Raw genomic sequence first — 23,588 nt, forward strand, 5'->3', positions numbered from 1 at the left:
GCGTGGGTTTTCTGGCCTTTGGCTGAGCAACGGGGCTGAGTCATGCAGAAACCTTTCTTATCGTTATAAGCCCACGTTAGCCCTTAGTCGTTGGCCATTGCAAGGCCATCACGCTGGGCATCCAGCAGGTTCATAAAGGCCCGCGCAGCGTTGGAAAGGGTGCGGTCGGTATGGCTGATATAGCCCAGCTGGCGGGTCAGCTGGATGCCCGGCAATGGCAGGCGCGCGACCTGTTCGTCGAGCATGGTGCGCGGCAGTACGCTCCAGGCCAGACCGATGGAGACCATCATCTTGATGGTTTCCAGGTAGTTGGTGCTCATGGCGATATTCGGCGTCAGCCCCTGGGCCTCGAACAGGCGCCGCACGATATGGTGGGTAAAGGTGTTGCCGCCGGGAAATACCGCCGGGTGGTGCGCCACATCGGCCAGGCTGATCGCCTTGCTGCGTGCCAGCGGATGCTCGGGTGCTGCGACGAAATCCAGCGGATCGTCCCACACGGCCACCGCATGCACCGGCTCGCGGGTTTCCGGAGCCAGGGTGATCACCGCCAGCTCGGCGCGGCCATGCAGCACCTCTTCATAGGCCACTTCGGAGTCGAGAAACTGGATATCCAGCGCCACCTGCGGGTGCGCCCGGGTAAAGGCGCGCAGCAGCGGTGGCAGGCGGTGCAGGCCGATATGATGACTGGTGGCCAGGGTCAGGCGACCGCTGATCTCGCCATTCAGGTTGGTCAGTGCGCGGCGCGTATCATCGAGCACATTGAGAATCTGGTAAGCCCGCGGTAGCAGGGCGCGGCCGGCCTCGGTCAGGCTCACCTCGCGGCCCAGGCGATCAAACAGGCGCACACTCAGCTGCTGCTCCAGGCTGGCGATGCGTTTACTTACTGCCGGCTGGGTCAGGTGCAGGCGCTCCGCCGCTTCGGAGAAGCTGCCCAGCTCGGCGATGGCAATAAAAGCATTGAGGGTGGCGAGATCCATGCGGCTGTTCCTGGCGGTGTGCGGGGCGCAATGTGCGCTGTTTAAGCTTATTTGTATTCCATTGTGGAATGCTTTGAATGAAAAATATGAATTTGAGTAATTTAATGCAAGCCCATAGGATTACCCCATAAGCCAAAGGGCTATTTGCCTTGGCATAGAAAGACGCTGATGAGGGACTCGCTGATGGCCGGCAAAACGCTGTACGACAAGCTCTGGGAAATGCACGAAGTGAAGCGCCGCGACGATGGTTCGTCGCTGATCTATATCGACCGGCATATCCTCCACGAAGTGACCTCGCCCCAGGCCTTTGAGGGCTTGCGTCTGGCCAGCCGTAAACCGTGGCGCATCGACGCCAACATCGCCACCCCGGACCACAACGTGCCGACCACTAAGGCCGAGCGTCAGGGTGGCCTGGAAGCTATCGCCGATGAAGTGTCGCGGATTCAGGTGCAAACCCTGGATGAGAACTGCGATGACTTCGGCATCCTCGAATTCAAGATGAACGACATCCGCCAGGGCATCGTTCACGTCGTTGGTCCAGAGCAGGGCGCCACCCTGCCGGGCATGACCGTGGTCTGCGGCGACTCGCACACCTCGACCCACGGTGCCTTCGGCGCCCTGGCCCACGGCATCGGCACCTCCGAGGTCGAGCATGTGCTGGCGACCCAGTGCCTGGTGGCCAAGAAGATGAAGAACATGCAGGTGCTGGTCGAAGGTCAGCTGCCGTTCGGCGTTACTGCCAAAGACATCGTGCTTGCAGTGATCGGCAAGATCGGCACCGCCGGCGGTAACGGCCATGCGTTGGAGTTTGCTGGCAGCGCAATCCGCGACCTGTCGCTGGAAGGGCGCATGACCATCTGCAATATGTCCATCGAAGCCGGCGCCCGCGTGGGCCTGGTGGCGGTGGATGAGAAAACCATTGCCTACGTTGAAGGCCGTCCGTTTGCCCCGAAAGGCGCCGATTGGGCCGCCGCCGTGGCGCAGTGGCAGGACCTGGTGTCCGATGCCGATGCGCATTTCGACACTGTGGTTGAGCTGCGCGCCGAAGACATCAAACCACAGGTCAGCTGGGGTACTTCGCCTGAAATGGTGCTGGCTGTGGATCAGAACGTGCCGGACCCAGCCGCCGAAAGCGACCCGGTGAAGAAAGACTCGATTATCCGTGCCCTGAAATACATGGGTTTGCAGGCCAATCAGGCGATCACCGATATCCAGCTGGATCGCGTATTTATCGGCTCCTGCACCAACTCGCGAATCGAAGACCTGCGCGCCGCCGCTGAAGTGGCCAAGGGTCGCAAGGTCGCCAGCACCATCAAACAGGCGATGGTGGTGCCGGGCTCTGGCCTGGTCAAAGCCCAGGCGGAACAGGAAGGGTTGCACCACATCTTTATCGAAGCCGGTTTTGAATGGCGCGAGCCGGGCTGCTCCATGTGCCTGGCGATGAACCCGGACAAACTTGGCAGTGGCGAGCATTGCGCCTCCACCTCCAACCGCAACTTTGAAGGCCGTCAGGGCGCCGGTGGGCGTACGCATCTGGTTAGCCCGGCAATGGCTGCAGCCGCTGCGGTGACCGGCCGCTTTATCGATGTGCGCGAATTGATCCAGGCCTAAGGAGCTGACGATGAAAGCCTTTACCCAACACACCGGCCTGGTTGCACCACTGGATCGCGCCAACGTCGACACCGACCAGATCATCCCCAAGCAGTTCTTGAAGTCGATCAAGCGCACGGGTTTTGGCCCGAATCTGTTCGATGAGTGGCGCTATCACGATGTCGGTCAGCCGAATCAGGACAACTCCAAGCGCCCGGTGAACCAGGAATTCGTGCTGAACTTTCCGCGCTATCAAGGCGCCAGCGTGCTGCTGGCGCGGGAGAACTTTGGTTGTGGTTCGAGCCGCGAACACGCGCCTTGGGCGTTGGAAGAGTACGGTTTCCGCACGATCATCGCGCCGAGCTTTGCCGATATCTTCTTCAACAACAGTTTCAAGAACGGCCTGCTGCCGATCATCCTCAAGGAAGACGAGGTCGATGCGCTGTTCCAGCAGGCAGAAGCCACGGTCGGCTACCAGCTGACCGTCGACCTGGCTGCGCAAACCGTGACCCGTCCGGATGGCGTGCAGTACAGCTTTGAGGTCGATGCCTTCCGCAAGCATTGCCTGCTCAATGGCCTGGACGATATCGGCCTGACCCTGCAGGACAGTGACGCGATCAAGACCTTTGAAACCACTTATCAGCAGCGCAGCCCCTGGCTGTTCGGCGCCATCAAGTAATCAGCGGGCGAGTGCATGCGCCACTCGCTTATTTAATGAGTTGAGAAAAGTATGTCCAAACAGATTCTGATTCTCCCCGGCGACGGTATCGGCCCGGAAATCATGGCCGAAGCGGTCAAGGTGCTGGAACTGGCCAACGACAAGTACAACCTGGGCTTCGAACTGAGTTTCGATGACCTCGGTGGTGCGGCCATCGACCGTTACGGCGTGCCGCTGGCCGACGAAACCCTGGCGCGCGCCAAGGCCGCTGATGCCATTCTGCTCGGCGCCGTAGGCGGCCCGAAGTGGGACACCATTGACCCGGCGATCCGCCCGGAACGTGGCCTGCTGAAAATTCGTTCGCAGCTGGGCCTGTTCGGCAACCTGCGTCCTGCGATTCTCTACCCGCAGCTGGCCGATGCTTCCAGCCTCAAGCGCGAAATCGTTGCTGGCCTGGATATCCTCATCGTGCGTGAGCTGACCGGCGGCATCTATTTCGGTCAGCCGCGCGAAAGCAAAGTGCTGGAAAACGGCGAGCGCATGGCCTACGACACCCTGCCGTACAGCGAGAGCGAAATCCGCCGTATCGCCCGCGTCGGTTTCGACATGGCCCGTGTGCGTGGCAAGAAGCTCTGCTCGGTGGACAAGGCCAACGTGCTGGCCTCTAGCCAACTGTGGCGCGCCGTGGTGATTGAGGTGGCCAAGGATTATCCGGACGTCGAACTCAGCCACATGTACGTCGACAATGCGGCGATGCAGCTGGTGCGCGCGCCCAAGCAGTTCGACGTGATGGTCACCGACAATATGTTCGGTGACATCCTCTCGGATGAAGCCTCGATGCTCACCGGCTCCATCGGCATGCTGCCGTCGGCCTCCTTGGATGCCAACAACAAGGGCATGTATGAGCCGTGCCACGGCAGTGCGCCGGATATCGCCGGCCAGGGCATTGCCAACCCGTTGGCGACCATTCTGTCGGTGTCGATGATGCTGCGTTACAGCTTCAATCAAACGGCTGCAGCTGATGCCATTGAGCTGGCCGTGAGCAAGGTGCTGGATCAGGGCCTGCGCACCGGTGACATCTACAGCGCGGGTACGACCAAGGTCGGCACTGCGGCAATGGGTGATGCGGTAGTCGAAGCGCTGCGTAGTCTGTAATCTTCCTGGCCCGCCGGGGCTCCGGCGGTCAGCTTATATAGGTGTAGTGGTTATGAAACGTGTAGGTCTGATCGGTTGGCGCGGCATGGTTGGTTCCGTGCTGATGCAACGTATGCTGGAAGAACAGGATTTCGACTTGATCGAACCGGTGTTCTTCACCACCTCCAATGTCGGCGGCCAAGGCCCCGCTATTGGCAAGGAAACGGCGCCTTTGAAGGACGCCTACAGCATTGACGAGCTGAAAAGCCTGGACGTGATTCTGACCTGCCAGGGTGGCGACTACACCAGCGAGGTATTCCCCAAGCTGCGCGAAGCCGGCTGGCAGGGTTACTGGATTGATGCTGCCTCGTCGCTGCGCATGGACGACAGCTCGGTCATCGTGCTCGATCCGGTCAACCGCAAGGTGATTGATCAGCAGCTGGATGCTGGCACCAAGAACTACATCGGCGGCAACTGCACCGTCAGTTTGATGCTGATGGCTCTGGGTGGTCTGTACGAGGCTGGCCTGGTCGAGTGGATGAGCGCTATGACCTATCAGGCGGCCAGCGGTGCTGGTGCGCAGAATATGCGTGAGCTGATCAAGCAGATGGGCGCGATCAACGCCTCGGTAGCCGATGAACTGGCTGATCCTGCCAGCGCCATTCTGGATATCGACCGCAAAGTGGCTGAAGCCATGCGTGGCGAGTCCTTCCCGGTCGACAACTTCGGCGTACCGCTGGCCGGCAGCCTGATTCCTTACATCGATAAGGAACTGCCAAACGGCCAGAGCCGCGAAGAGTGGAAGGGCCAGGCGGAGACCAACAAGATTCTGGGTCGCTTCAAGAATCCGATCCCGGTCGACGGTCTGTGCGTGCGCATCGGTGCCATGCGCTGCCACAGCCAGGCGCTGACCATCAAACTGAACAAGGATGTGCCGCTGTCGGACATCGAAGGTCTGATCAGCCAGCACAACCCTTGGGTCAAGCTGGTGCCAAACCAGCGCGAAGCGAGCATTCGCGAGCTGGGTCCGACTGCGGTAACCGGTACCTTGAGTGTGCCGGTTGGTCGTCTGCGCAAACTCAACATGGGTTCGCAGTACCTCGGCGCGTTCACTGTCGGCGATCAGCTGCTGTGGGGCGCGGCTGAACCGCTGCGGCGCATGCTGCGTATCCTGCTGGAGCGTTAATCGCGCAGCGTTGATACGCGAGCAGGCTGTCTAAAAGGGGCGGGCTGTTGGACGTTCGAGTCAAATCGAGCGCTCAGCAGTCCGCTCCTTTGCATTTGGCGGGTGCGCCTATACAGTGCTGGGCTTATTTCTTCGAGCCTTGTCATGACCCGTACCTTCGATATTGCCGTCATTGGCGCCACCGGCAGTGTTGGCGAAACCCTGGTGCAGCTGCTGGAAGAGCGCGAGTTCCCGGTGGCTAACCTGCATCTGGTGGCCAGCGGTGAGTCGGCCGGGCGCTCCCTGTCCTACAAGGGCAAGAACCTGCGCGTACGTGATCTGGAAACCTTCGACTTTGCCAGTGTGCGACTGGTGTTCTTGGCTGCCGGTAGCAAGGTGACGCAAAAATATGCAGCCCAGGCCGCTGCGGCGGGCTGTGCAGTGATTGATCTGGCCAGCGGTTTGCCTGCTGCTCAGGCGCCACGGCTGATTCCCGAGGTCAACCCCGCTGTATTGGCAAGCCTGAGCGCGCCCTATCTGTTGACCAGCCCAAGTGCTCCGGGTATTGCATTGGCCGCTGTGCTGGCAGCGTTGCCTGAGCAAGTCAGCATTCAGCGGGTGACTGTGACGGCCTGCCTGGCGGTTTCCAGTCGCGGGCGGGAAGGCGTCTCCGAACTGGCGCGGCAAACCGCCGAGCTGCTCAATGGCCGAGCATTCGAGCCGCAGCTGTTTGATCGGCAAATGGCGTTTAATCTGCTGGCACAGGTCGAGCAGACCGACAGTGCAGGGCACGCCGCGCTGGAACGGCAGATTGCCGCCGAACTCAAGGAGTTGCTGGGATTGCCTGAGTTGCAGGTTGCGGTGACTTGCATCCAGGTTCCGGTGTTTTTTGGTGACAGTCTGAGCGTTTCACTGCAGACCGAAGCGGCCATCGATCTTAAGCAGGTATATGCYGCGCTGGACGCCGCACCGGCTCTGGAACTGGTGGAATTGGATGATTACCCGACCGTAGTCGGCGACGCCGTCGGCCAGGATGTGGTCTATGTTGGCCGGGTGCGCACAGGTTTGAGTGATCCAGCCGAACTCAATTTGTGGATTGCGTCTGATAACGTGAGAAAAGGCGCGGCGCTAAATGCTGTGCAATTAGCCGAGTTGTTGATAAAACACTATCTGTAAAAGATACTTACCTAGAAATTTGAAGAATCTTTCGAGCTTGGCAATACTGGCTGAGTTGATTGCTGATTGGGGTTGCGCCTTCGGGTGTGGCAGGCAGCAATTTTCAACATCCTCTCGCTGGTCGAGAAAAAAAGATAAAACAAGGGATAACGCTATGGTTCGGGTTCGCAAACTGGTGCTGGCAATCGCAGCTGCTTCGGCGCTGTCATCCGGTATGGCGCACGCGCTGGGGCTGGGTGAGGTGACCCTGCAATCGGCGCTCAATCAGCCGCTGGTGGCTGAGATTGAGTTGCTGGAGGTGCGTGACCTGGCTTCCAATGAAGTTATACCGACCTTGGCGTCCCCGGAAGCATTCAATAAAGCCGGCGTTGATCGTCAGTTCTTCCTGACTGACCTGAAATTCACCCCGGTGCTCAAGCCCAATGGCAAAAGCGTCATTCGGGTGACCTCCAGCAAACCCATGCGTGAGCCTTACCTGAACTTCCTGGTTGAAGTGCTCTGGCCGAATGGCCGTTTGCTGCGTGAATACACCCTGTTGCTTGATCCGCCGCTGTATACCCCGCAAAGCGTTATTCCTGCAGCCGCGCAGATGCCTGTAGCTGCACCAACGCCTGCTCCACGTGTGCAAGCGCCAGCCCCTGCGCCGCGTCCAGTAACTGCTGCAGCTCAACCAGCAGCGCCTGCGGCTCCGGCAGCACCTTCTGCGCCAGCAGCCAAACCGCTGCAAGGCAATGAATACAAAACCACCGCCAACGACACCCTCTGGGAAATAGCCCAGCGTGCGCGTGCCGGCGGCAGCGTGCATCAGGCCATGCTGGCGATTCAAGACCTGAATCCGGATGCCTTTATCGGCGGCAATATCAACCGCCTGAAAAGTGGCCAGGTACTGCGCCTGCCGGATGAACAGCAGGTCAAGAGCCGTGCTCAGGGCGAAGCCCTGGCTCAGGTTACCGAACAGAATACCGCCTGGCGTGAAGGGCGTACTGTTGCCGCCAGCGCCCGTCAGTTGGATGCCACCAAACGCACCAGCGCCGCCGCGACTCCAGCCAAAGTTGAAACCGGCGATAGCCTGAAACTGGTTGCTGCTGATAGCGGTAAAGCTACCGCCGGCAGCGACAAGGGCGCAGCTGACAGCAAGGCACTGACTGATAAGTTGGCCGTGACCCAGGAAAGCCTGGACTCCAGCCGTCGTGAAAACGATGAACTGAAAGGCCGCATGACAGATCTGCAGAGCCAGCTCGACAAACTGCAGCGCCTGATCCAGTTGAAAGACGACCAGATGGCCAAACTGCAGGCTGATCTTGCTGCGCAAGGTCAGGCGCCAGCCGTTGCACCTGCCGTCCCAGCAACCCCTGTAGCTGAAACCCCGGCTGCTCCAGTTGAGCCGGCCCCTGAAGCTGCGCCACAAGATCCAGCTGCAGCGACTCCAGTAGTGCCTGCAGCAACTGGCGAGACGGATTTTAATTACAGCGAAGAGCCTGCTGCCCAGCCAGAAGCTGTTGCGCCAGTAGCGGCGCCTGAGCCGGCCCCGATTGCTGCTCCCGAGCCAGCTCCGGTAACGCCCGTTGCTCCGGTTGTCGAAGCACCGGTAGTGGCCGAGCCGCAAGCTGAAAGCAGCACTATCGATGACCTGCTGGCCAACCCGATGTTGCTGGGCGCCGCTGGTGGCGGTGCGCTGTTGATATTGCTGGTTGCGCTGATGATGCTGTCGCGCCGTAACGCCCTGAAAGAGGCCGAGCTGCAGGAAAGCCTGGCCGCAGATGATGGTTCGTCCGATTTGGGCGCTGGCCTGGATCTGCCGGATGACAGCTTTGCCGGTATGGCGGACGATCTGGATGGTCAGCAAGCGGATCTGCCAAGCGAAGAACGCGTGACTGCGCAAACCGGTGATGCGCTGGGCGAGGCGGATATCTACATCGCCTATGGTCGCTTCCCTCAGGCTGCTGAACTGCTGCAAGGCGCCATCAATGATGAGCCGCAGCGCAGCGATCTGCGTCTGAAGTTGATGGAAGTCTATGCCGAGATGGGTGACCGCAATGGTTTCGCCCGCCAGGACAACGAACTGCGTGAAATTGGTGGCAGTGCTGCCGAGCTTGATCAGATCAAGGCCCGTTACCCAGCCATGGCCGTTGCGGCCGGTGCGGGCTTTGCTGCCGCGGCTGCTGCTGAAGAAAATCTGGACAGCTTCAGCCTGGACGATCTGGCCCTGGACGAGCCGAGCCCGAAAGCCGCTACTGGCGATCAGGATGATGCATTCGATCTGAGCCTGGATGACCTTGAGTCCGAGCTGGATCGTGATCTGCAAGCTGCTGGTAACAACGCTTCGCTGGATGATCTGGATAGCTTGTCACTGGATGACGACCTGGACTTCAGCTCGCCAGTTGAGCAAGCCGATAACAAAGACGATGACCTGGGTTTTGACCTGAGCCTGGCTGATAGCGGCGATAGCGGTCTTGACCTGAGTGGTGATCTGGCTGACTTCAGCCTAGATCTGGATACTCCAGCCAAGCCTGCGGCAGCCGCTGAAGATGATTTCCTGCTGAGTCTGGATGATGAACCAAGTGCAGCGCCGGTTGTGGCGGAGCCAGGTTTTGATCTGCCGAGTGAGCAAGCGGACGGTGATTTCGATCTGTCGGCTGATTTCGATCTGTCGCTGAATGATGACGCGCCAGCGCAGCCGTCGAGCGACAGCTTCGCAGCTCAGTTGGATGAAGTCAGCGCTGAGCTGGATCTGTTGTCGGATGACCTGGATCAGCCTGCGGATCTGGAAGTGCCGGCAAATGCTGCTTCGTCCAGCATGGATAATGACGATGACTTCGACTTCCTCTCGGGTACCGACGAGACGGCAACCAAGCTCGACCTGGCTCGCGCCTACATCGACATGGGTGATACCGAAGGTGCTCGCGATATCCTCGATGAAGTCATCACTGAAGGTAACGAAGGTCAGCAAAATGAAGCGCGTGAGCTGATCGCTAAATTGGTCTGATACATGTCTGATGGTCTTACTACAACGGCAGCCGATTCGGCTGCCGTTGGCGTTTTCAAGATAGCCCTGGGTGTCGAGTACAAAGGTTCGCGCTATCGCGGCTTTCAGCGCCAGCGCGCCGGTGTGCCTTCAATCCAGGAATCGCTGGAAAAAGCCCTGGCGAAAGTCGCTGGCGGTGTTCCCGTTACCCTGAGTTGCGCCGGGCGTACCGATGCGCTGGTGCATGCCAGTGCCCAGGTGGTGCACTTCAATACGCCGGTCGAGCGTTCCATGCATGCCTGGGTGATGGGCGCGAATATGAACCTGCCCGGTGATATCAGCGTGACCTGGGCCAAGTCGATGCCAGCGCACTTTGATGCGCGTTTCTGCGCCCAGGCGCGGCGTTACCGTTATGTGATTTATAACGACCAGATTCGCCCGGCGCATATGGCCGAAGAAGTGACCTGGAACCATCGGCCGCTGGATGTCGAGCGCATGCGTCAGGCTTCCCGCGCATTTATCGGCACCCATGATTTCAGCGCCTTCCGCGCGCGGCAGTGTCAGGCCAAGTCGCCGATCAAGACCGTGCATCATCTGGAGTTGCTGCAGCACGGGCGGTTTATCGTGCTGGATATTCGCGCCAATGCCTTTCTGCATCATATGGTGCGCAATATCGCAGGCGTGCTGATGACCATTGGTACGGGTGAGCGGCCGGTTGAGTGGGCGCAGGAAGTGCTGGAAACCCGCGTGCGGCGTACCGGTGGAGTGACTGCGCATCCCTATGGCTTGTACCTGGTGCAGGTTGATTACCCCGAGGAGTTCGACTTGCCCAAGCGCTACCTGGGTCCGCACTTTCTTTCTGGCTTGCCGGATGTGGCGGCTGACGCCTGAAAGGCTATTTGCTAGCATCCGGCTTTCACTGAATTTATCGAGGTCATCCTGTTGTCAGCCGTTCGCAGCAAGATTTGTGGCATTACCCGCATAGAGGATGCATTGTCGGCTGTCGAGGCGGGCGCGGATGCGATTGGCCTGGTGTTTTATACCAAGAGCCCGCGCGCGGTCACGCTGCAGCAGGCACGCTCGATCATTGCCGCTTTGCCGCCTTTTGTGACTACGGTGGGCCTGTTTGTTGATGCCAGCCGCTGCGAGCTGGGTGAGATTCTTGATGCAGTGCCGCTGGATCTTCTGCAGTTCCATGGCGACGAGAGCCCGGACGACTGTGATGGCTACCACCGTCCCTATATCAAGGCGCTGCGCGTCAAGCCGGGCGATGACATTGCTGCGCAGGTGGCGCTGTACAGGAATGCCAGTGGCGTATTGCTGGACACCTACGTGCCAGGTATTCCAGGTGGTACGGGCGAAGCATTCGATTGGTCGCTGGTGCCACAGGGTTTGAGCAAACCGATTATTCTGGCGGGCGGCCTGACGGCTGAGAACGTTGCGCAGGCTATCGCGCAGGTGCGTCCCTATGCCGTGGATGTCAGCGGTGGCGTGGAAAAGGCCAAGGGCATCAAGGATGCCGAGAAGATTCGCGCTTTTATGCAGGCAGTAAAGACTGTTTGAGGTGTGCAGGGTTGATGTGACGACGCTGCTGGCTTGGCCGTCCATAACCCTGTTGCAGGTTGGATAAACGCTGCAGGCGGTCGTTCGAGGCGGCGGGTGCGTCAATGCTGATGGCAGTGCACCGGCCCCTGAAACGGCTGTACCCATGAATTTTCCCGGTTAGGCCTGGTCGCATATAGCGCAGCCCGTCCGGTTAACAGCTTTGGAGAGTCAAGAGCATGAGCAACTGGTTGGTAGACAAACTGATCCCATCGATCATGCGTTCCGAGGTCAAAAAGAGTTCGGTGCCCGAAGGCCTGTGGCACAAATGCCCGTCCTGTGATTCGGTGCTGTACAAGCCTGAGCTGGAAAAGACCCTGGATGTTTGCCCCAAGTGCAATCACCACATGCGTATCGATGCCCGCGCGCGCCTGGATATCTTCCTCGATGCCGAGGGGCGTGAAGAGCTGGGCGCCGACCTCGAACCGGTTGATCGCCTGAAGTTTCGCGACAGCAAGAAGTACAAGGATCGCCTCAGCGGTGCGCAGAAACAGACCGGTGAGAAAGATGCCCTGGTGTCCATTCGCGGCACCCTGGAAGGCATGCCGATTGTGACCTGCGCGTTCGAATTCTCCTTTATGGGCGGTTCGATGGGCGCCATCGTTGGTGAGCGCTTTGTCCGCGCCGCCAATGCCGCCCTGGAACAGCGTTGCCCGCTGGTGTGCTTCTCGGCATCCGGTGGTGCACGCATGCAGGAAGCGCTGATCTCGCTGATGCAGATGGCCAAGACGTCGGCCGTGCTGGCGCGTTTGCGTGAAGAAGGTATTCCGTTTATTTCCGTGCTGACCGACCCGGTGTATGGCGGCGTATCTGCCAGCCTGGCCATGCTCGGTGATGTTATTGTCGCCGAGCCCCGCGCGCTGATCGGTTTTGCCGGCCCGCGTGTGATCGAGCAAACCGTGCGCGAGAAACTGCCGGAAGGCTTCCAGCGCAGCGAATTCCTGCTGGAACACGGCGCCATCGATATGATTATTCACCGCGCCGAATTGCGTCCGCGCCTGGCGCGTCTTCTGGCTCAGTTGATGGGGCTGCCGTCGCCTGTAGCCTTGCCGGCGACTGCATGACCGAGCGCTCCCTTGCCGATTGGCTGAGCTATCTGGAACAGCTGCATCCCAGCGCCATTGATATGGGGCTGGAGCGTTCTCGGGTAGTGCTGCAGCGCCTTGGTCTGGCCAAGCTGGCGCCGCGGGTGATTACCGTCACTGGGACCAATGGCAAGGGTTCGACCTGTGCGTTTATCGCCTCGCTGCTGCAAGGGCAGGGGCTCAAGGTCGGTGTTTACAGCTCGCCGCACCTATTGCGTTACAACGAGCGGGTGCAGATTGCGGGCGTTGAAGCCACTGATGCCATGCTTTGTGAGGCCTTCGCCGTGGTCGAGGCTGCGCGTGGCGACACCTCGCTGACTTATTTCGAGATGGGCACCCTGGCGGCATTCTGGCTGTTTCAGCAGGCCGGTCTGGATGCGCTGGTGCTGGAGGTTGGCCTCGGCGGTCGGCTGGATGCGGTGAATCTGCTGGATGCCGACATCGCCTTGGTCACCAGTATCGGCATTGATCATGCCGACTGGCTAGGTGATACCCGTGAGTCGGTTGCCTTCGAGAAGGCCGGGATCTTCCGCGCCGGCAAGCCTGCCTTGTGTGGCGATCTTGAGCCGCCACAGCCTCTGCTTGATCAGGTCGCGCTGCTCGATGCTCCGTTCTTCCTGCGTGGCCGTGACTATGACCTGAGCATCACTGCGCAGGATTGGTCCTGGTACGGCCTCAATCATCAAGGCGAAGTGCTGAGCCTGGCGCACTTGCCGCTGCTCGATCTGCCCATGGAAAACGCTGCTCTGGCCTTGCAGGCTTACGCGGTGATGCAATTGCCCTGGCAGCCCGAGGTGATCAGTCAGGCACTGCAGCAGACTCGAGTGACCGGGCGACTGGATCGCAGAATGCTTAATTGGCAGGGCAAGTCACTCACGCTGCTGCTCGATGTTGGGCATAATCCCCATGCTGCCGAGTACCTCGCGCAGCGTCTGGCCAGTCGTTCGCTATCAGGCAAGCGCCTGGCCGTGTTCGGTTTGCTGGCTGACAAGGACCTGCCTGGTGTGCTGGCGCCTTTGCTGAGCGAAGTGGACAGTTGGGCGGTGGCGGCTTTGCCGACCAGTCGCACACGTGCTGCTGCCGAGTTGCAGGCGCATCTGCAGAGCAGTGGGGCGCAAGTGGCCGCCTATGCCAGCGTGCAGGCAGCGCTCGAGGCTCAGTGTGAGCAGGCTTCGGCTGGGGATGAAGTGCTGCTGTTTGGATCTTTCTACTGCGTGGCCGAGGCCCTGGATTGGCTGGCCCGCCAAGCCAATGGGGGCGTGCAGGATGGCTTTGCTGGATAAGGGATTGAAGCAGCGCATGGTCGGTGCGCTGGTATTGCTGGCGCTGGCAGTGATTTTCCTGCCGATGTTGCTGTCGCGTGAAGATGAGTCGCAGCGGGTTCAGGTTGATGCGCCGGCAATGCCGGTGGCGCCCGAGGCCCCTGAGGTTGAACTGCAACCGGTGGCCGTTCCCCAGCCGCAAATATTGCCCGATGAGCCGATTGGTGCCGAAGCTGCGCAAAGCCTGGAGTCAAGCGAGCCTGTTGTGGCCGAGCAACCAACCGCCGCGCCAATCACTCCGGCAACACCAGCTACAGCACCTGAGTCTGCAGTACCTGAGCCTGTAATAACGGCGCCTCAACCTGCTCCGGGTAAGCTGGATGCCAACAGCCTGCCAATCAGCTGGTCGGTGCAGTTGGCGAGTCTGTCCAGCAGCGATGGCGCGCAGAAACTGCAGAAAACCCTGCGCAGCCAGGGCTACAACGCCTATATCCGCAGTGTCGATGGCATGAACCGGGTGTTTGTCGGGCCGCTGATCGAGCGTGCCGAGGCGGATCGCCTGCGTGATCAGCTCAATCGTCAGCACAAGCTCAATGGTTTTGTGGTGCGTTTTCAGCCCGAGGCGGGCTGAGCAAGCGGCTTGGCGTACTTCGCCAAGCCGAATTGTTTGGCCCGCCGCTAGGCTGGCCGGGCATTTCAGCGGTTGGCGAATCCTTTGCTTACGCCCCACACAGGTGCTCTGCTAAAATGCAGCGCCTTTCTTGTCGGTAACCTGCATCGTGGCATTCACCTGGGTCGATTGGGCGATTATCGCCGTTGTCGCCGTTTCAAGTCTGATCAGTCTGAGCCGTGGCTTCGTCAAGGAAGCCCTGTCATTGCTTACCTGGATCATTGCTGGCGTGGTCGCCTGGATGTTCGGCGGCGCGCTGTCGCAGCACCTGGTGGATTTTATCGAAACGCCCTCGGCGCGCGTGATTGCAGGTTGCGCGATTCTATTTGTGGTTACCTTGTTGGTGGGTGCCCTGGTCAATTACCTGATTGGTGAATTGATCCGGGTGACCGGACTGTCAGGGACAGATCGTTTTCTCGGCATGGTTTTCGGCGCGGCGCGCGGAGGCCTGCTGGTCGTGGTGCTGGTCGGTTTGATCAGCCTGGCACCGGTGGAGCAAGACAGCTGGTGGCAGGAATCAGCACTTGTACCGCATTTTCTGATGGTTGCTGATTGGTCGAAAAACCTGATTCTGGGTCTGTCCAGTGAGTGGCTGGCCAGCGGCGTTACGGCGCCGGTGGAGTTACCGTTCAAAGAGGCACTGCAGCAGCCTAAACTGCCGTAAGTGCATTGCGAATCATCGTGTTTCATTGAGTAGGGGTTGCGTCACATGTGCGGCATTGTCGGTATCGTCGGTAAATCGAACGTCAATCAGGCGCTGTATGACGGGCTCACCGTCCTCCAGCACCGCGGCCAGGATGCTGCCGGTATTGTCACCAGCCATGATGGCCGCCTGTTCCTGCGCAAGGACAACGGCCTGGTACGTGACGTGTTCCAACAACGCCATATGCAGCGTCTGGTCGGCCATATGGGCATTGGCCACGTGCGCTACCCGACTGCGGGTAGCTCCAGCTCGGCCGAAGCGCAGCCGTTCTACGTCAACTCGCCGTATGGCATCACCCTGGCGCACAACGGCAACTTGACCAACGTCGAGCAGCTGGCCAAGGAGATCTACGAGTCTGACCTGCGCCACGTGAACACCAACTCCGATTCGGAAGTGCTGCTTAACGTGTTCGCTCACGAGCTGGCCCAGCGCGGCAAACTGCAGCCCACCGAAGAAGACGTGTTTGCTGCCGTGACTGACGTGCACGAGCGCTGCCTGGGTGGCTACGCGGTAGTCGCGATGATCACCGGTTACGGCATCGTCGGTTTCCGTGACCCCAACGGTATTCGCCCGATCGTCTTCGGTCAGCGTCATACCGACGAAGGCGTGGAATACATGATCGCCTCGGAAAGCGTCTCCCTCGACGTGCTCGGCTTCACCCTGATTCGCGACCTCGCGCCGGGCGAAGCGGTGTACATCACCGAAGAAGGCAAGCTGTTCACCCGTCAGTGCGCGGCGAACCCAAAATACGCGCCCTGCATCTTTGAGCACGTCTATCTTGCGCGTCCGGACTCGATCATGGATGGCATCTCGGTGTACAAGGCGCGCCTGCGCATGGGCGAGAAGCTGGCCGACAAGATCCTCCGTGAACGTCCGCAGCATGACATTGACGTGGTTATTCCGATTCCGGATACCAGCCGTACTGCGGCACTGGAACTGGCCAACCATCTCGGCGTGAAGTTCCGCGAAGGCTTCGTCAAGAACCGTTATATCGGTCGTACCTTTATCATGCCGGGCCAGGCAGCCCGCAAGAAATCCGTACGGCAGAAGCTCAACGCCATCGAGCTGGAGTTCCGCGGCAAGAACGTGATGCTGGTGGATGACTCCATCGTGCGCGGCACCACCTGCAAGCAGATCATTCAGATGGCCCGTGAAGCCGGGGCGAAGAACGTGTACTTCTGCTCGGCCGCACCAGCGGTGCGTTACCCGAACGTGTACGGCATCGACATGCCCAGCGCCCATGAGTTGATCGCGCACGGCCGGACCACCGAGGAAGTGTGCGAGCTGATCGGTGCCGACTGGCTGATCTACCAGGACCTGCCGGACCTGATCGAAGCAGTCAGTGGCAGCAAGAAGATCAAGATCGACAATTTCGACTGTGCGGTGTTCGACGGCAAGTACGTGACCGGCGATGTCGATGCGGCATATCTGGATAAGATCGAGCAGGCGCGCAACGATGCTTCCAAGGTCAAGTCCCAGGCCGTCAGCGCGATTATCGACCTGTACAACAACTAGGTTGCAGTCCGGCCCGTTGCGGCGGGCCGGTTGAGGAAATTGGCAATGACGATTGAATGGCAAGCCGGGCGTCTGGACAGTGATCTCGACGGCGTCGGCTTCGACACCCTGGCGGTGCGCGCCGGTCAGCACCGCTCGCCGGAAGGTGAGCACAGCGAAGCGATCTACCCGACCTCCAGCTATGTGTTCCGCACTGCAGCCGATGCGGCTGCGCGCTTTGCCGGCGAAGTGCCGGGCAACGTCTACTCGCGTTACACCAACCCGACCGTGCGGGCTTTCGAAGAGCGCATCGCCGCTCTGGAAGGGGCCGAGCAGGCGGTGGCGACCTCATCCGGTATGTCGGCAATTCTGGCGATTGTCATGAGCCTGTGCAGCGCCGGTGACCATGTGCTGGTGTCGCGCAGCGTATTCGGCTCGACCATCAGCCTGTTTGAGAAGTACCTCAAGCGCTTCGGCGTGCAGGTTGACTACGTGCCGCTGGCTGATCTGGATGGCTGGGCCGCTGCCTTCAAGCCCAACACCAAGCTGCTGTTTGTCGAGTCGCCGTCCAATCCGTTGGCCGAACTGGTGGATATAGCCGCATTGGCGGACATCGCCCACAGCAAGGGCGCACTGCTGGCGGTGGACAACTGTTTCTGCACCCCGGCGCTGCAACAGCCGCTCAAGCTCGGTGCCGACGTGGTGATGCATTCGGCAACCAAATACATCGACGGTCAGGGCCGCAGCATGGGCGGCGTGGTCGCCGGCTCAGCCAAACTGATGACTGAGGTTGTCGGCTTTCTGCGCACCGCCGGGCCGACACTCAGCCCGTTCAATGCCTGGATCTTCCTCAAAGGCCTGGAAACCCTGCGCATCCGCATGCAGGCGCATTGCGCCAGCGCGCTGCAATTGGCGCAGTGGCTGCAGCAGCAGCTAGGCATCGAACATGTGTACTACGCCGGTTTGCCCAGCCATCCACAGCATGAGCTGGCCAAGCGTCAGCAGAGTGCCTTCGGTGCCGTGGTCAGCTTTGAGGTCAAGGGCGGCAAAGAGGCGGCCTGGCGTTTTATCGATGCCACGCGGGTGATCTCGATCACCACCAACCTCGGTGACACCAAGACCACCATTGCTCATCCTGCGACCACCTCACACGGTCGCTTGAGCCCTGCCGAGCGGGCTAACGCCGGTATTCGTGACAACCTGATCCGCGTCGCGGTGGGCCTGGAAGACCTGACTGACCTGCAAGCCGATCTGGCTCGCGGTCTGGCGGCGCTCTAAGTCGTTCTGCATACCTGGCGGGCCTTCCCGGCCCGCCAGGCTGCTTCATTTCTCCCCAAATGTACTCCCTTGCCTTGCCACATCCTCGGGCGCGTTCAGCTGTGGGCAAACCTTTGGCTAGCGGCGGGTAAAACATGACGCATTTCAAAGTTTGAAGGTGCGCAGGCGCTAGCATCCACCGCCAAGCGCGGCGTCTGACCGTGCGACGAATAATAAGAACAGGGTCTGCCTGATGGACCGACTTCAGCCATGCGTGCTGCCTGCCAACGGTGTGCTCCGCCAGAGCCTGCTGAACCTGTTGGCGCGCAGTGAAGATTTTGCCCTGACGTTGCTGTTGGCCCCGGCTGGTTCGGGAAAGTCGACGCTGTTGCAACACTGGCGCGGCCGTTGCGCTGCGGCGGTGGTGCATTACCCGCTGCAAGCGCGGGACAACGACCCTCTGTGTTTTTTCCGCCGTCTGGCTGACAGCATCCGCGCCCAAGTGGGCGACTTCGATACGTCCTGGTTCAACCCTCTGGCGGTGGCTTCCAGCCTATCGCCGCAGCTATTGGGCGAGCTGCTCGCTGATGCCCTGGCGCGGGTAGAGGGCCCGCTGTTTATCGTGCTGGATGATTTTCAGTGGATCGAGTCGCGCAGCATTCTTGAGGTGATGGCGGCGCTGCTGGAGAAGTTGCCAGGCCATGTCCACCTGATCATCGCCAGCCGTAATCACCCAGGTTTTGCCCTGAGCCAGCTGAAGCTGGAAAACCGCCTGCTGTGTATTGATCAGCATGACCTGCGCCTGTCGGCCGAACAGGTGCAGCAGCTCAATACCCACCTGGGTGGTCAGGCGCTGAGTCAGGCGTATGTCGACAGCCTGCTGGGCATGACTGAAGGCTGGGTGGCGGGGGTGAAGATTGCGCTGCTGGCCTATGCGCGCTTCGGCACTCAGGCGCTGCAGCGCTTTAACGGCAGCCAGCCGGAAATTGTCGATTACTTCGGCCATGTGGTGCTGCGCCAGTTGCCGCCGAACCTGCGCGAGTTTCTGCTGTGCAGTGGTCTGTTCGAGCGCTTTGACGGTGCGCTTTGCGATCATGTGATGCAGCGCAGTGGCTCGGCGTTGCTGCTGGAAGAGTTGGCAGAGCGCCAGCTGTTTCTGTTGCCGGTGGACAATCAGCCAGGCTGGTTTCGTTTTCATGCCCTGTTGCAGGATTTTCTCTGTCGCCGCCTGCAGGTCGAGGAATACGCGCGTCTGGATCAGCTGCACAGCCGCGCCGCCGACTACTACCTGAGCCTGGGTGAGTATGAGCTGGCGTTGCAGCACGCCCGGCACTGTAGCGATCAGCGCATCTTCCTGGGGCTGCTGGAGCACTGCTGCGCGTCATGGGTGCGCAGTGGGCAGTTTGGCGACATTCTGCGTTGGCTCGAACCACTGCCAGAGGCGCTGCTGCTGGCGCAACCCAAGCTGCTCGGCTGGCTGATTGCCGCGTTGTCGCTGTCACGGCGTTTTCATCAGGCGCATTACCATCTGGACTTGCTCGACGGCCTGGAGCAGACCGTGCCGGGCGCTAATCTGGAGCCGGCGACGCGGCAGTTTCTCGCCCTGCTGCTGGGGTTGTTCGAGCAGGACAAGGACTTTGTACCGCCGCCGGCCTGGCGTGACTTGTTAGGCGCGGGGCAGGACCTGGAAATCCGCGCCTGCACCCTGGCGGTGATTGCCTACCAGCATTTGTTGGCGGCGCGTCTGCAGGACGCGATTCGTTTTGCCAGTGAGTCCAAGCAGTTGCTTGCGCAGTGCGGGCACAGCTTTCTGGAGAGCTACACCGATCTGATTATCGCGCTCTGCCACCGCAATGCCGGCCGCGCCACCCATGCGCGCAAAGAGGTGTGCAGCGATTATCTACGCACCGACAAAGCGGCTCCGGCCTGGATCAACCGGGCCACGGCCATGGTGGTGGTGCTGTACGAGCAAAATCAGCTGGTCGAGGCGCAGCAGCTGTGCRATGAGCTGATGGCGCTGGWCAACTCGTCTTCGGCCACCGAGGCGATTGCCACGGTCTACATCACCTTGTCGCGCCTGCTGCATCGCCAGCAGCAGACGGCGCGGGCTAGCCGTTTACTCGACCAGTTGTCGTGCATCCTGCAGTTGGGTAACTACGCGCGTTTTGTCAGCCAGGTGGCCCAGGAAAGTATGCGCCAGGCGTATTTGAGCGGTAAGAGTACCGCCATGGATGCCGTGGCTCAGCGTTTTGCCTTGCCGGCGCGGTTGCAGGCGGGGGAGTGGGAGCGCGTGCGCGCCTATGACGAAAGTTGGGAGCGCCAGGGTTTGGCTTGCGTGTACTGGTTGCAGGCGCGTGGTGCACAGGCCCAGGCCGAGCGGATTCTTACAGTGCTGGCAGCCTCATTACGGCAAAGCGAGATGCGTGCGCGGCTGTTGATCGTCGAAGCCAGCCGCCTGGTGCTGGCGGCGCCCAGCCAGAGCAAGGGTCAGCAGCTGGCGGCGCTGGGCGTTCTGGTCGAGACCTATGGCATCGTCAATATCAACCGCTCGGTATTCGATGAGGCGCCAGGTTTTGCCGCCGGCGTACTGGACCTGGCGCAGTCCGGGTTGTTGGTGGTGCCAGACAAGTACCGTGAGCACTACGGCGAATTTCTCCAGGGTATTCAGGCTGCGCCGCCGCTTGATGCGTTGGCCTGTGGCCTGCTGACCGGGCGTGAGGTGGAAGTGTTCGAGTGCCTRCTCAGCGGCCTGTCGAACACGCAGATCAGCGACAAGACCGGTATCGCCTTGTCCACCACCAAATGGCACCTGAAAAACATCTACTCCAAGCTCAATGTCTCCAGCCGCACCGAGGCGATTCTCGCCGTCCGGCCGCGCGCCTCGCTCAACTAGACCGCTCTGCATAACTGATTGGCCATAGCCCCTCCGCTGGAAGGGGGCGTTGCGCCGTACCCGTCGATAGGCTTGATCCTGCGCTGCTATGTCAGTAGCCGCCTTGTCCGTACAACAATAAAAACGGGAGCATTAGCCATGTCGGTATGGGTCACTTGGCCAGCTTTGACCAAGCTGGGAACGTTGGGCGTAGTCTCCGGGCTACTGGTGCTGGCGGTCGAACGCCAGGCGTTGTTCGAGAACAACCTCTTCGATGTCGAAAATTACGTGGGCTACAACGCCAACATCACCTGCGATGCGCGCAGCCTGGCGGCCCGTACCGAAGATGGCACCTGCAACATTCTCAGCAACCCGGCCGAGGGTTCGGTGTATCGGCGCTTCGGCCGCAACGTCAACCCGGCGGTGACTCAGGGTGAAACCACTACCTTGCTCAGCCCTAACCCGCGCGAAGTGAGTAACAGCCTGATGGCGCGTGAAGAGTTCAAGCCGGCACCGAGCCTGAACTTTATCGCCGCCGCCTGGATTCAATTTATGGTGCACGACTGGTTCGACCACGGCCCGAATGCCGACGCCGATCCGATCCAGTTTCCGCTGCCGCCGGGCGATGTGTTGGGCAGTGGCAGCATGTCGGTCAAGCGCACTCAGCCCGACCCGACGCGCAGCAGCGCTGACGCCGGCAAGCCGCAAACCTACCGTAACCACAACACCCACTGGTGGGACGGCTCGCAGCTGTATGGCAGCAGCAAGGAAACCAACGACAAGGTGCGCTCGTTTGTGGACGGCAAGCTCAAGGTCAATGCCAACGGCACCTTGCCCACCGAGTTGCTCAGTGGCAAGCCGGTGACCGGTTTCAACGAAAACTGGTGGGTGGGTCTGAGCATGCTGCATCAGCTGTTCACCCTCGAACACAACGCCATCGCCAGCAAGCTTAAGCAGAAGTACCCGGCGCAGAGCGACCAGTGGCTATACGACCGCGCGCGCCTGATCAACTCGGCGCTGATGGCCAAGATCCACACCGTGGAATGGACCCCGGCGGTAATCGCCAACCCGATCACCGAGCGCGCCATGTACTCCAACTGGTGGGGCCTGCTCGGCCAGGGCGGCCCGCGTGACGACTTCCAGGCCGAAGTGCGTATGCTCCAGGCGGACCTGGCGCGCTCCGATTCCTTCGTCAAACGCATCCTCGGTTTCGACCCGAACGTCGCGCCAGGCGTCGGCAACAGCGCCATCGACCACGCCCTGACCGGCATCGTCGGCTCCACTGCGCCGAACAACTATGGTGTGCCGTTCACCCTCACCGAAGAGTTTGTCGCGGTGTACCGCATGCACCCGCTGATGCGCGACAACGTGCAGGTGTATGACATCGGCTCGAACCAGGTTGCGCGCACCATCGCGCTGCAGAACACCCGTGACCGCGACGCCGAGAACCTGCTCAACGTCGAGCGGCCGGAACGCCTGTGGTACTCCTTCGGCATCACCAATCCCGGTTCGCTGACGCTGAACAACTACCCGAACTTCCTGCGTAATCTGTCGATGCCACTGGTGGGCGATATCGACCTGGCCGCCATCGACGTGCTGCGTGACCGCGAGCGGGGTGTGCCGCGCTACAACGAGTTCCGTCGGCAGATCGGCCTCAACCCGATCACCAAGTTTGAGGACCTGACCAAGGACGCCGCGACCCTGGCCGAACTCAAGCGTCTATACAACAACGACATCGAGAAGATCGACACCCTGGTCGGTCAGTTGGCGGAAACCGTACGCCCGGAGGGCTTTGCCTTTGGTGAAACGGCGTTCCAAATCTTTATCATGAACGCCTCGCGCCGGCTGATGGCCGACCGCTTTTACACCAAGGATTACCGCTCTGAGGTGTACACCCAGGAAGGTATCGACTGGGTCGAGCACACCACCATGGTCGATGTGCTGCGTCGGCATAACCCGCAGCTGCAAACCAGCCTGGCCGGTGTGGAAAACGCCTTCAAACCCTGGGGCCTGAATATTCCGGCGGATTACGAAAGCTGGCCTGGGGCCAACAAGCAGGAAAACCTCTGGGTCAACGGCGCGCTGCGCACTCAGTATGCGGCAGACCAGCTGCCGGCGTTGCAGCGCGTCAATGTCGGTGGGTTGATCGGCTCGATTCTGTGGAACAAGGTGAAGGTGCGTAGCGACGTGGCCCCGGCCGGTTATGAGAAGCCGATTCACCCTCATGGTGTGATGGCCAAGGTCAAGTTTGTCGCGGTGCCGAATAACCCATTCAGCGGCCTGTTCCAGGGCTCCGACAGCGGTCTGCTGCGTCTTTCGGTAACCGGTGATCCGGCGGATCGAGGCTTCGCACCGGGCCTGGCCTGGAAGGCCTTTGTCGATGGCAAACCGTCGGAGAACGTCTCGGCGCTGTACACCCTGAGCGGGCAGGGCGCTAACCATAATTTCTTCGCCAACGAGCTATCGCAGTATGTGGTGCCGGAAGCCAATGACACCCTGGGCACGACTATTCTGTTTTCGGCGGTAAGCCTGAAACCGACGCTGCTGCTGCTCAACGACATGGCAGAAGTCACCCAGGCCGGCGCGACAGTGGCCAAACCCAAGGCGCCGACGCAGATCTACTTTGTTCCGCGCCCTGAGCTGCGTAACCGCTTTGCCAGCACCGCCCATGACTTCCGTACGGACCTGCTGACCCTGAGTGCCGGCACCAAGGTCTATGACCTGTACGCCACCTCGATGGAGATCAAGACCTCGATCATTCCGTCGATCAGTCGCAACTACGCCGCTCAACGCCGTAGCAGCGCGGTGAAGATCGGTGAGATGGAACTGACCTCGGCCTTTATCGCCTCGGCCTTCGGTGACAACGGGGTGTTCTTCAAGCACCAGCGTAACGAAGACAAATAAGGGTTAGTCGCGCTAAACAAAAAGGCCTCGGTAGATACCGAGGCCTTTTCTATTTCTATGCCGTCCTGTCCATG

At 60.4% G+C, this 23,588-nt stretch carries 17 protein-coding genes; 16 read left to right on the forward strand and 1 reads right to left on the reverse strand.

Going from position 1 to position 23,588, the window contains the following annotated elements; genetic code table 11:
• Positions 1-83: 83 nt before the first annotated feature.
• Positions 84-977, reverse strand: coding sequence for a LysR family transcriptional regulator (locus tag P3C18_RS17480; RefSeq protein WP_275963089.1), 894 nt, complete (start codon positions 975-977; stop codon positions 84-86).
• A gap of 183 nt (positions 978-1,160) precedes the next feature.
• On the opposite strand from P3C18_RS17480, the gene leuC reads away from it, so the two are divergent.
• From leuC to P3C18_RS17560, 16 genes are all read left to right on the forward strand, one after another.
• Positions 1,161-2,588, forward strand: a complete 1,428-nt coding sequence (gene leuC, locus P3C18_RS17485; protein WP_275963222.1) for a 3-isopropylmalate dehydratase large subunit — start codon at positions 1,161-1,163, stop codon at positions 2,586-2,588.
• A gap of 10 nt (positions 2,589-2,598) precedes the next feature.
• Positions 2,599-3,246, forward strand: coding sequence for a 3-isopropylmalate dehydratase small subunit (leuD, locus tag P3C18_RS17490; RefSeq protein ID WP_275963090.1), 648 nt, complete (start codon positions 2,599-2,601; stop codon positions 3,244-3,246).
• A gap of 51 nt (positions 3,247-3,297) precedes the next feature.
• On the forward strand, positions 3,298-4,380 hold the full coding sequence (gene leuB, locus P3C18_RS17495) for a 3-isopropylmalate dehydrogenase (protein WP_275963091.1): 1,083 nt from the start codon (positions 3,298-3,300) through the stop codon (positions 4,378-4,380).
• Positions 4,381-4,432: 52 nt separating this feature from the next.
• Complete coding sequence (gene asd / locus P3C18_RS17500) at positions 4,433-5,545, forward strand: aspartate-semialdehyde dehydrogenase (RefSeq protein WP_069521323.1); 1,113 nt, start codon at positions 4,433-4,435, stop codon at positions 5,543-5,545.
• 144 nt (positions 5,546-5,689) lie between these two features.
• Positions 5,690-6,700: an aspartate-semialdehyde dehydrogenase gene (locus P3C18_RS17505; RefSeq protein WP_275963092.1), complete on the forward strand. Its 1,011-nt coding sequence runs from the start codon at positions 5,690-5,692 to the stop codon at positions 6,698-6,700.
• Between the two features lie 154 nt (positions 6,701-6,854).
• Complete coding sequence (locus P3C18_RS17510; RefSeq protein WP_275963093.1) at positions 6,855-9,686, forward strand: FimV/HubP family polar landmark protein; 2,832 nt, start codon at positions 6,855-6,857, stop codon at positions 9,684-9,686.
• 3 nt (positions 9,687-9,689) lie between these two features.
• The gene (gene truA, locus P3C18_RS17515) at positions 9,690-10,556 is read left to right on the forward strand and encodes a tRNA pseudouridine(38-40) synthase TruA (protein ID WP_275963094.1); all 867 of its coding nucleotides are present in this window, start codon (positions 9,690-9,692) and stop codon (positions 10,554-10,556) included.
• 51 nt (positions 10,557-10,607) lie between these two features.
• A complete protein-coding gene (locus tag P3C18_RS17520) occupies positions 10,608-11,228 on the forward strand; it encodes a phosphoribosylanthranilate isomerase (RefSeq protein WP_275963095.1) in 621 nt (206 codons plus the stop codon).
• A gap of 218 nt (positions 11,229-11,446) precedes the next feature.
• Positions 11,447-12,331 carry an acetyl-CoA carboxylase, carboxyltransferase subunit beta gene (gene accD / locus P3C18_RS17525; RefSeq protein ID WP_275963096.1) on the forward strand — a complete coding sequence of 295 codons (885 nt, stop codon included), beginning with the start codon at positions 11,447-11,449 and terminating at the stop codon, positions 12,329-12,331.
• Positions 12,328-13,635 carry a bifunctional tetrahydrofolate synthase/dihydrofolate synthase gene (gene folC, locus P3C18_RS17530; RefSeq protein WP_275963097.1) on the forward strand — a complete coding sequence of 436 codons (1,308 nt, stop codon included), beginning with the start codon at positions 12,328-12,330 and terminating at the stop codon, positions 13,633-13,635. The genes accD and folC overlap by 4 nt, the downstream gene beginning before the upstream one ends.
• Complete coding sequence (locus tag P3C18_RS17535; RefSeq protein ID WP_275963098.1) at positions 13,619-14,245, forward strand: SPOR domain-containing protein; 627 nt, start codon at positions 13,619-13,621, stop codon at positions 14,243-14,245. The genes folC and P3C18_RS17535 overlap by 17 nt, the downstream gene beginning before the upstream one ends.
• A gap of 148 nt (positions 14,246-14,393) precedes the next feature.
• Positions 14,394-14,948: a CvpA family protein gene (locus tag P3C18_RS17540; RefSeq protein ID WP_160087864.1), complete on the forward strand. Its 555-nt coding sequence runs from the start codon at positions 14,394-14,396 to the stop codon at positions 14,946-14,948.
• Positions 14,949-14,993: 45 nt separating this feature from the next.
• Positions 14,994-16,502 carry an amidophosphoribosyltransferase gene (gene purF / locus P3C18_RS17545; RefSeq protein ID WP_090252254.1) on the forward strand — a complete coding sequence of 503 codons (1,509 nt, stop codon included), beginning with the start codon at positions 14,994-14,996 and terminating at the stop codon, positions 16,500-16,502.
• A gap of 45 nt (positions 16,503-16,547) precedes the next feature.
• Complete coding sequence (locus P3C18_RS17550; protein WP_275963099.1) at positions 16,548-17,759, forward strand: O-succinylhomoserine sulfhydrylase; 1,212 nt, start codon at positions 16,548-16,550, stop codon at positions 17,757-17,759.
• Positions 17,760-17,991: 232 nt separating this feature from the next.
• On the forward strand, positions 17,992-20,631 hold the full coding sequence (locus tag P3C18_RS17555) for a LuxR C-terminal-related transcriptional regulator (protein ID WP_275963100.1): 2,640 nt from the start codon (positions 17,992-17,994) through the stop codon (positions 20,629-20,631).
• Between the two features lie 138 nt (positions 20,632-20,769).
• The gene (locus P3C18_RS17560; protein ID WP_275963101.1) at positions 20,770-23,514 is read left to right on the forward strand and encodes a peroxidase family protein; all 2,745 of its coding nucleotides are present in this window, start codon (positions 20,770-20,772) and stop codon (positions 23,512-23,514) included.
• Positions 23,515-23,588 lie beyond the last annotated feature (74 nt).

The sequence above is a fragment of the Pseudomonas sp. 1928-m genome, from assembly GCF_029269135.1.
In the GTDB taxonomy this organism is placed as follows: domain Bacteria; phylum Pseudomonadota; class Gammaproteobacteria; order Pseudomonadales; family Pseudomonadaceae; genus Aquipseudomonas.

Bases quoted from the DNA above. Each gene is read 5' to 3' on its own strand.
- P3C18_RS17480 (WP_275963089.1), bottom strand. From the start codon at position 977: ATGGATCTCGCCACCCTCAATGCTTTTATTGCCATCGCCGAGCTGGGC.
- leuC (WP_275963222.1), top strand. From the start codon at position 1,161: ATGGCCGGCAAAACGCTGTACGACAAGCTCTGGGAAATGCACGAAGTG.
- leuD (WP_275963090.1), top strand. From the start codon at position 2,599: ATGAAAGCCTTTACCCAACACACCGGCCTGGTTGCACCACTGGATCGC.
- leuB (WP_275963091.1), top strand. From the start codon at position 3,298: ATGTCCAAACAGATTCTGATTCTCCCCGGCGACGGTATCGGCCCGGAA.
- asd (WP_069521323.1), top strand. From the start codon at position 4,433: ATGAAACGTGTAGGTCTGATCGGTTGGCGCGGCATGGTTGGTTCCGTG.
- P3C18_RS17510 (WP_275963093.1), top strand. From the start codon at position 6,855: ATGGTTCGGGTTCGCAAACTGGTGCTGGCAATCGCAGCTGCTTCGGCG.
- truA (WP_275963094.1), top strand. From the start codon at position 9,690: ATGTCTGATGGTCTTACTACAACGGCAGCCGATTCGGCTGCCGTTGGC.
- accD (WP_275963096.1), top strand. From the start codon at position 11,447: ATGAGCAACTGGTTGGTAGACAAACTGATCCCATCGATCATGCGTTCC.
- folC (WP_275963097.1), top strand. From the start codon at position 12,328: ATGACCGAGCGCTCCCTTGCCGATTGGCTGAGCTATCTGGAACAGCTG.
- P3C18_RS17535 (WP_275963098.1), top strand. From the start codon at position 13,619: ATGGCTTTGCTGGATAAGGGATTGAAGCAGCGCATGGTCGGTGCGCTG.
- purF (WP_090252254.1), top strand. From the start codon at position 14,994: ATGTGCGGCATTGTCGGTATCGTCGGTAAATCGAACGTCAATCAGGCG.
- P3C18_RS17550 (WP_275963099.1), top strand. From the start codon at position 16,548: ATGACGATTGAATGGCAAGCCGGGCGTCTGGACAGTGATCTCGACGGC.
- P3C18_RS17560 (WP_275963101.1), top strand. From the start codon at position 20,770: ATGTCGGTATGGGTCACTTGGCCAGCTTTGACCAAGCTGGGAACGTTG.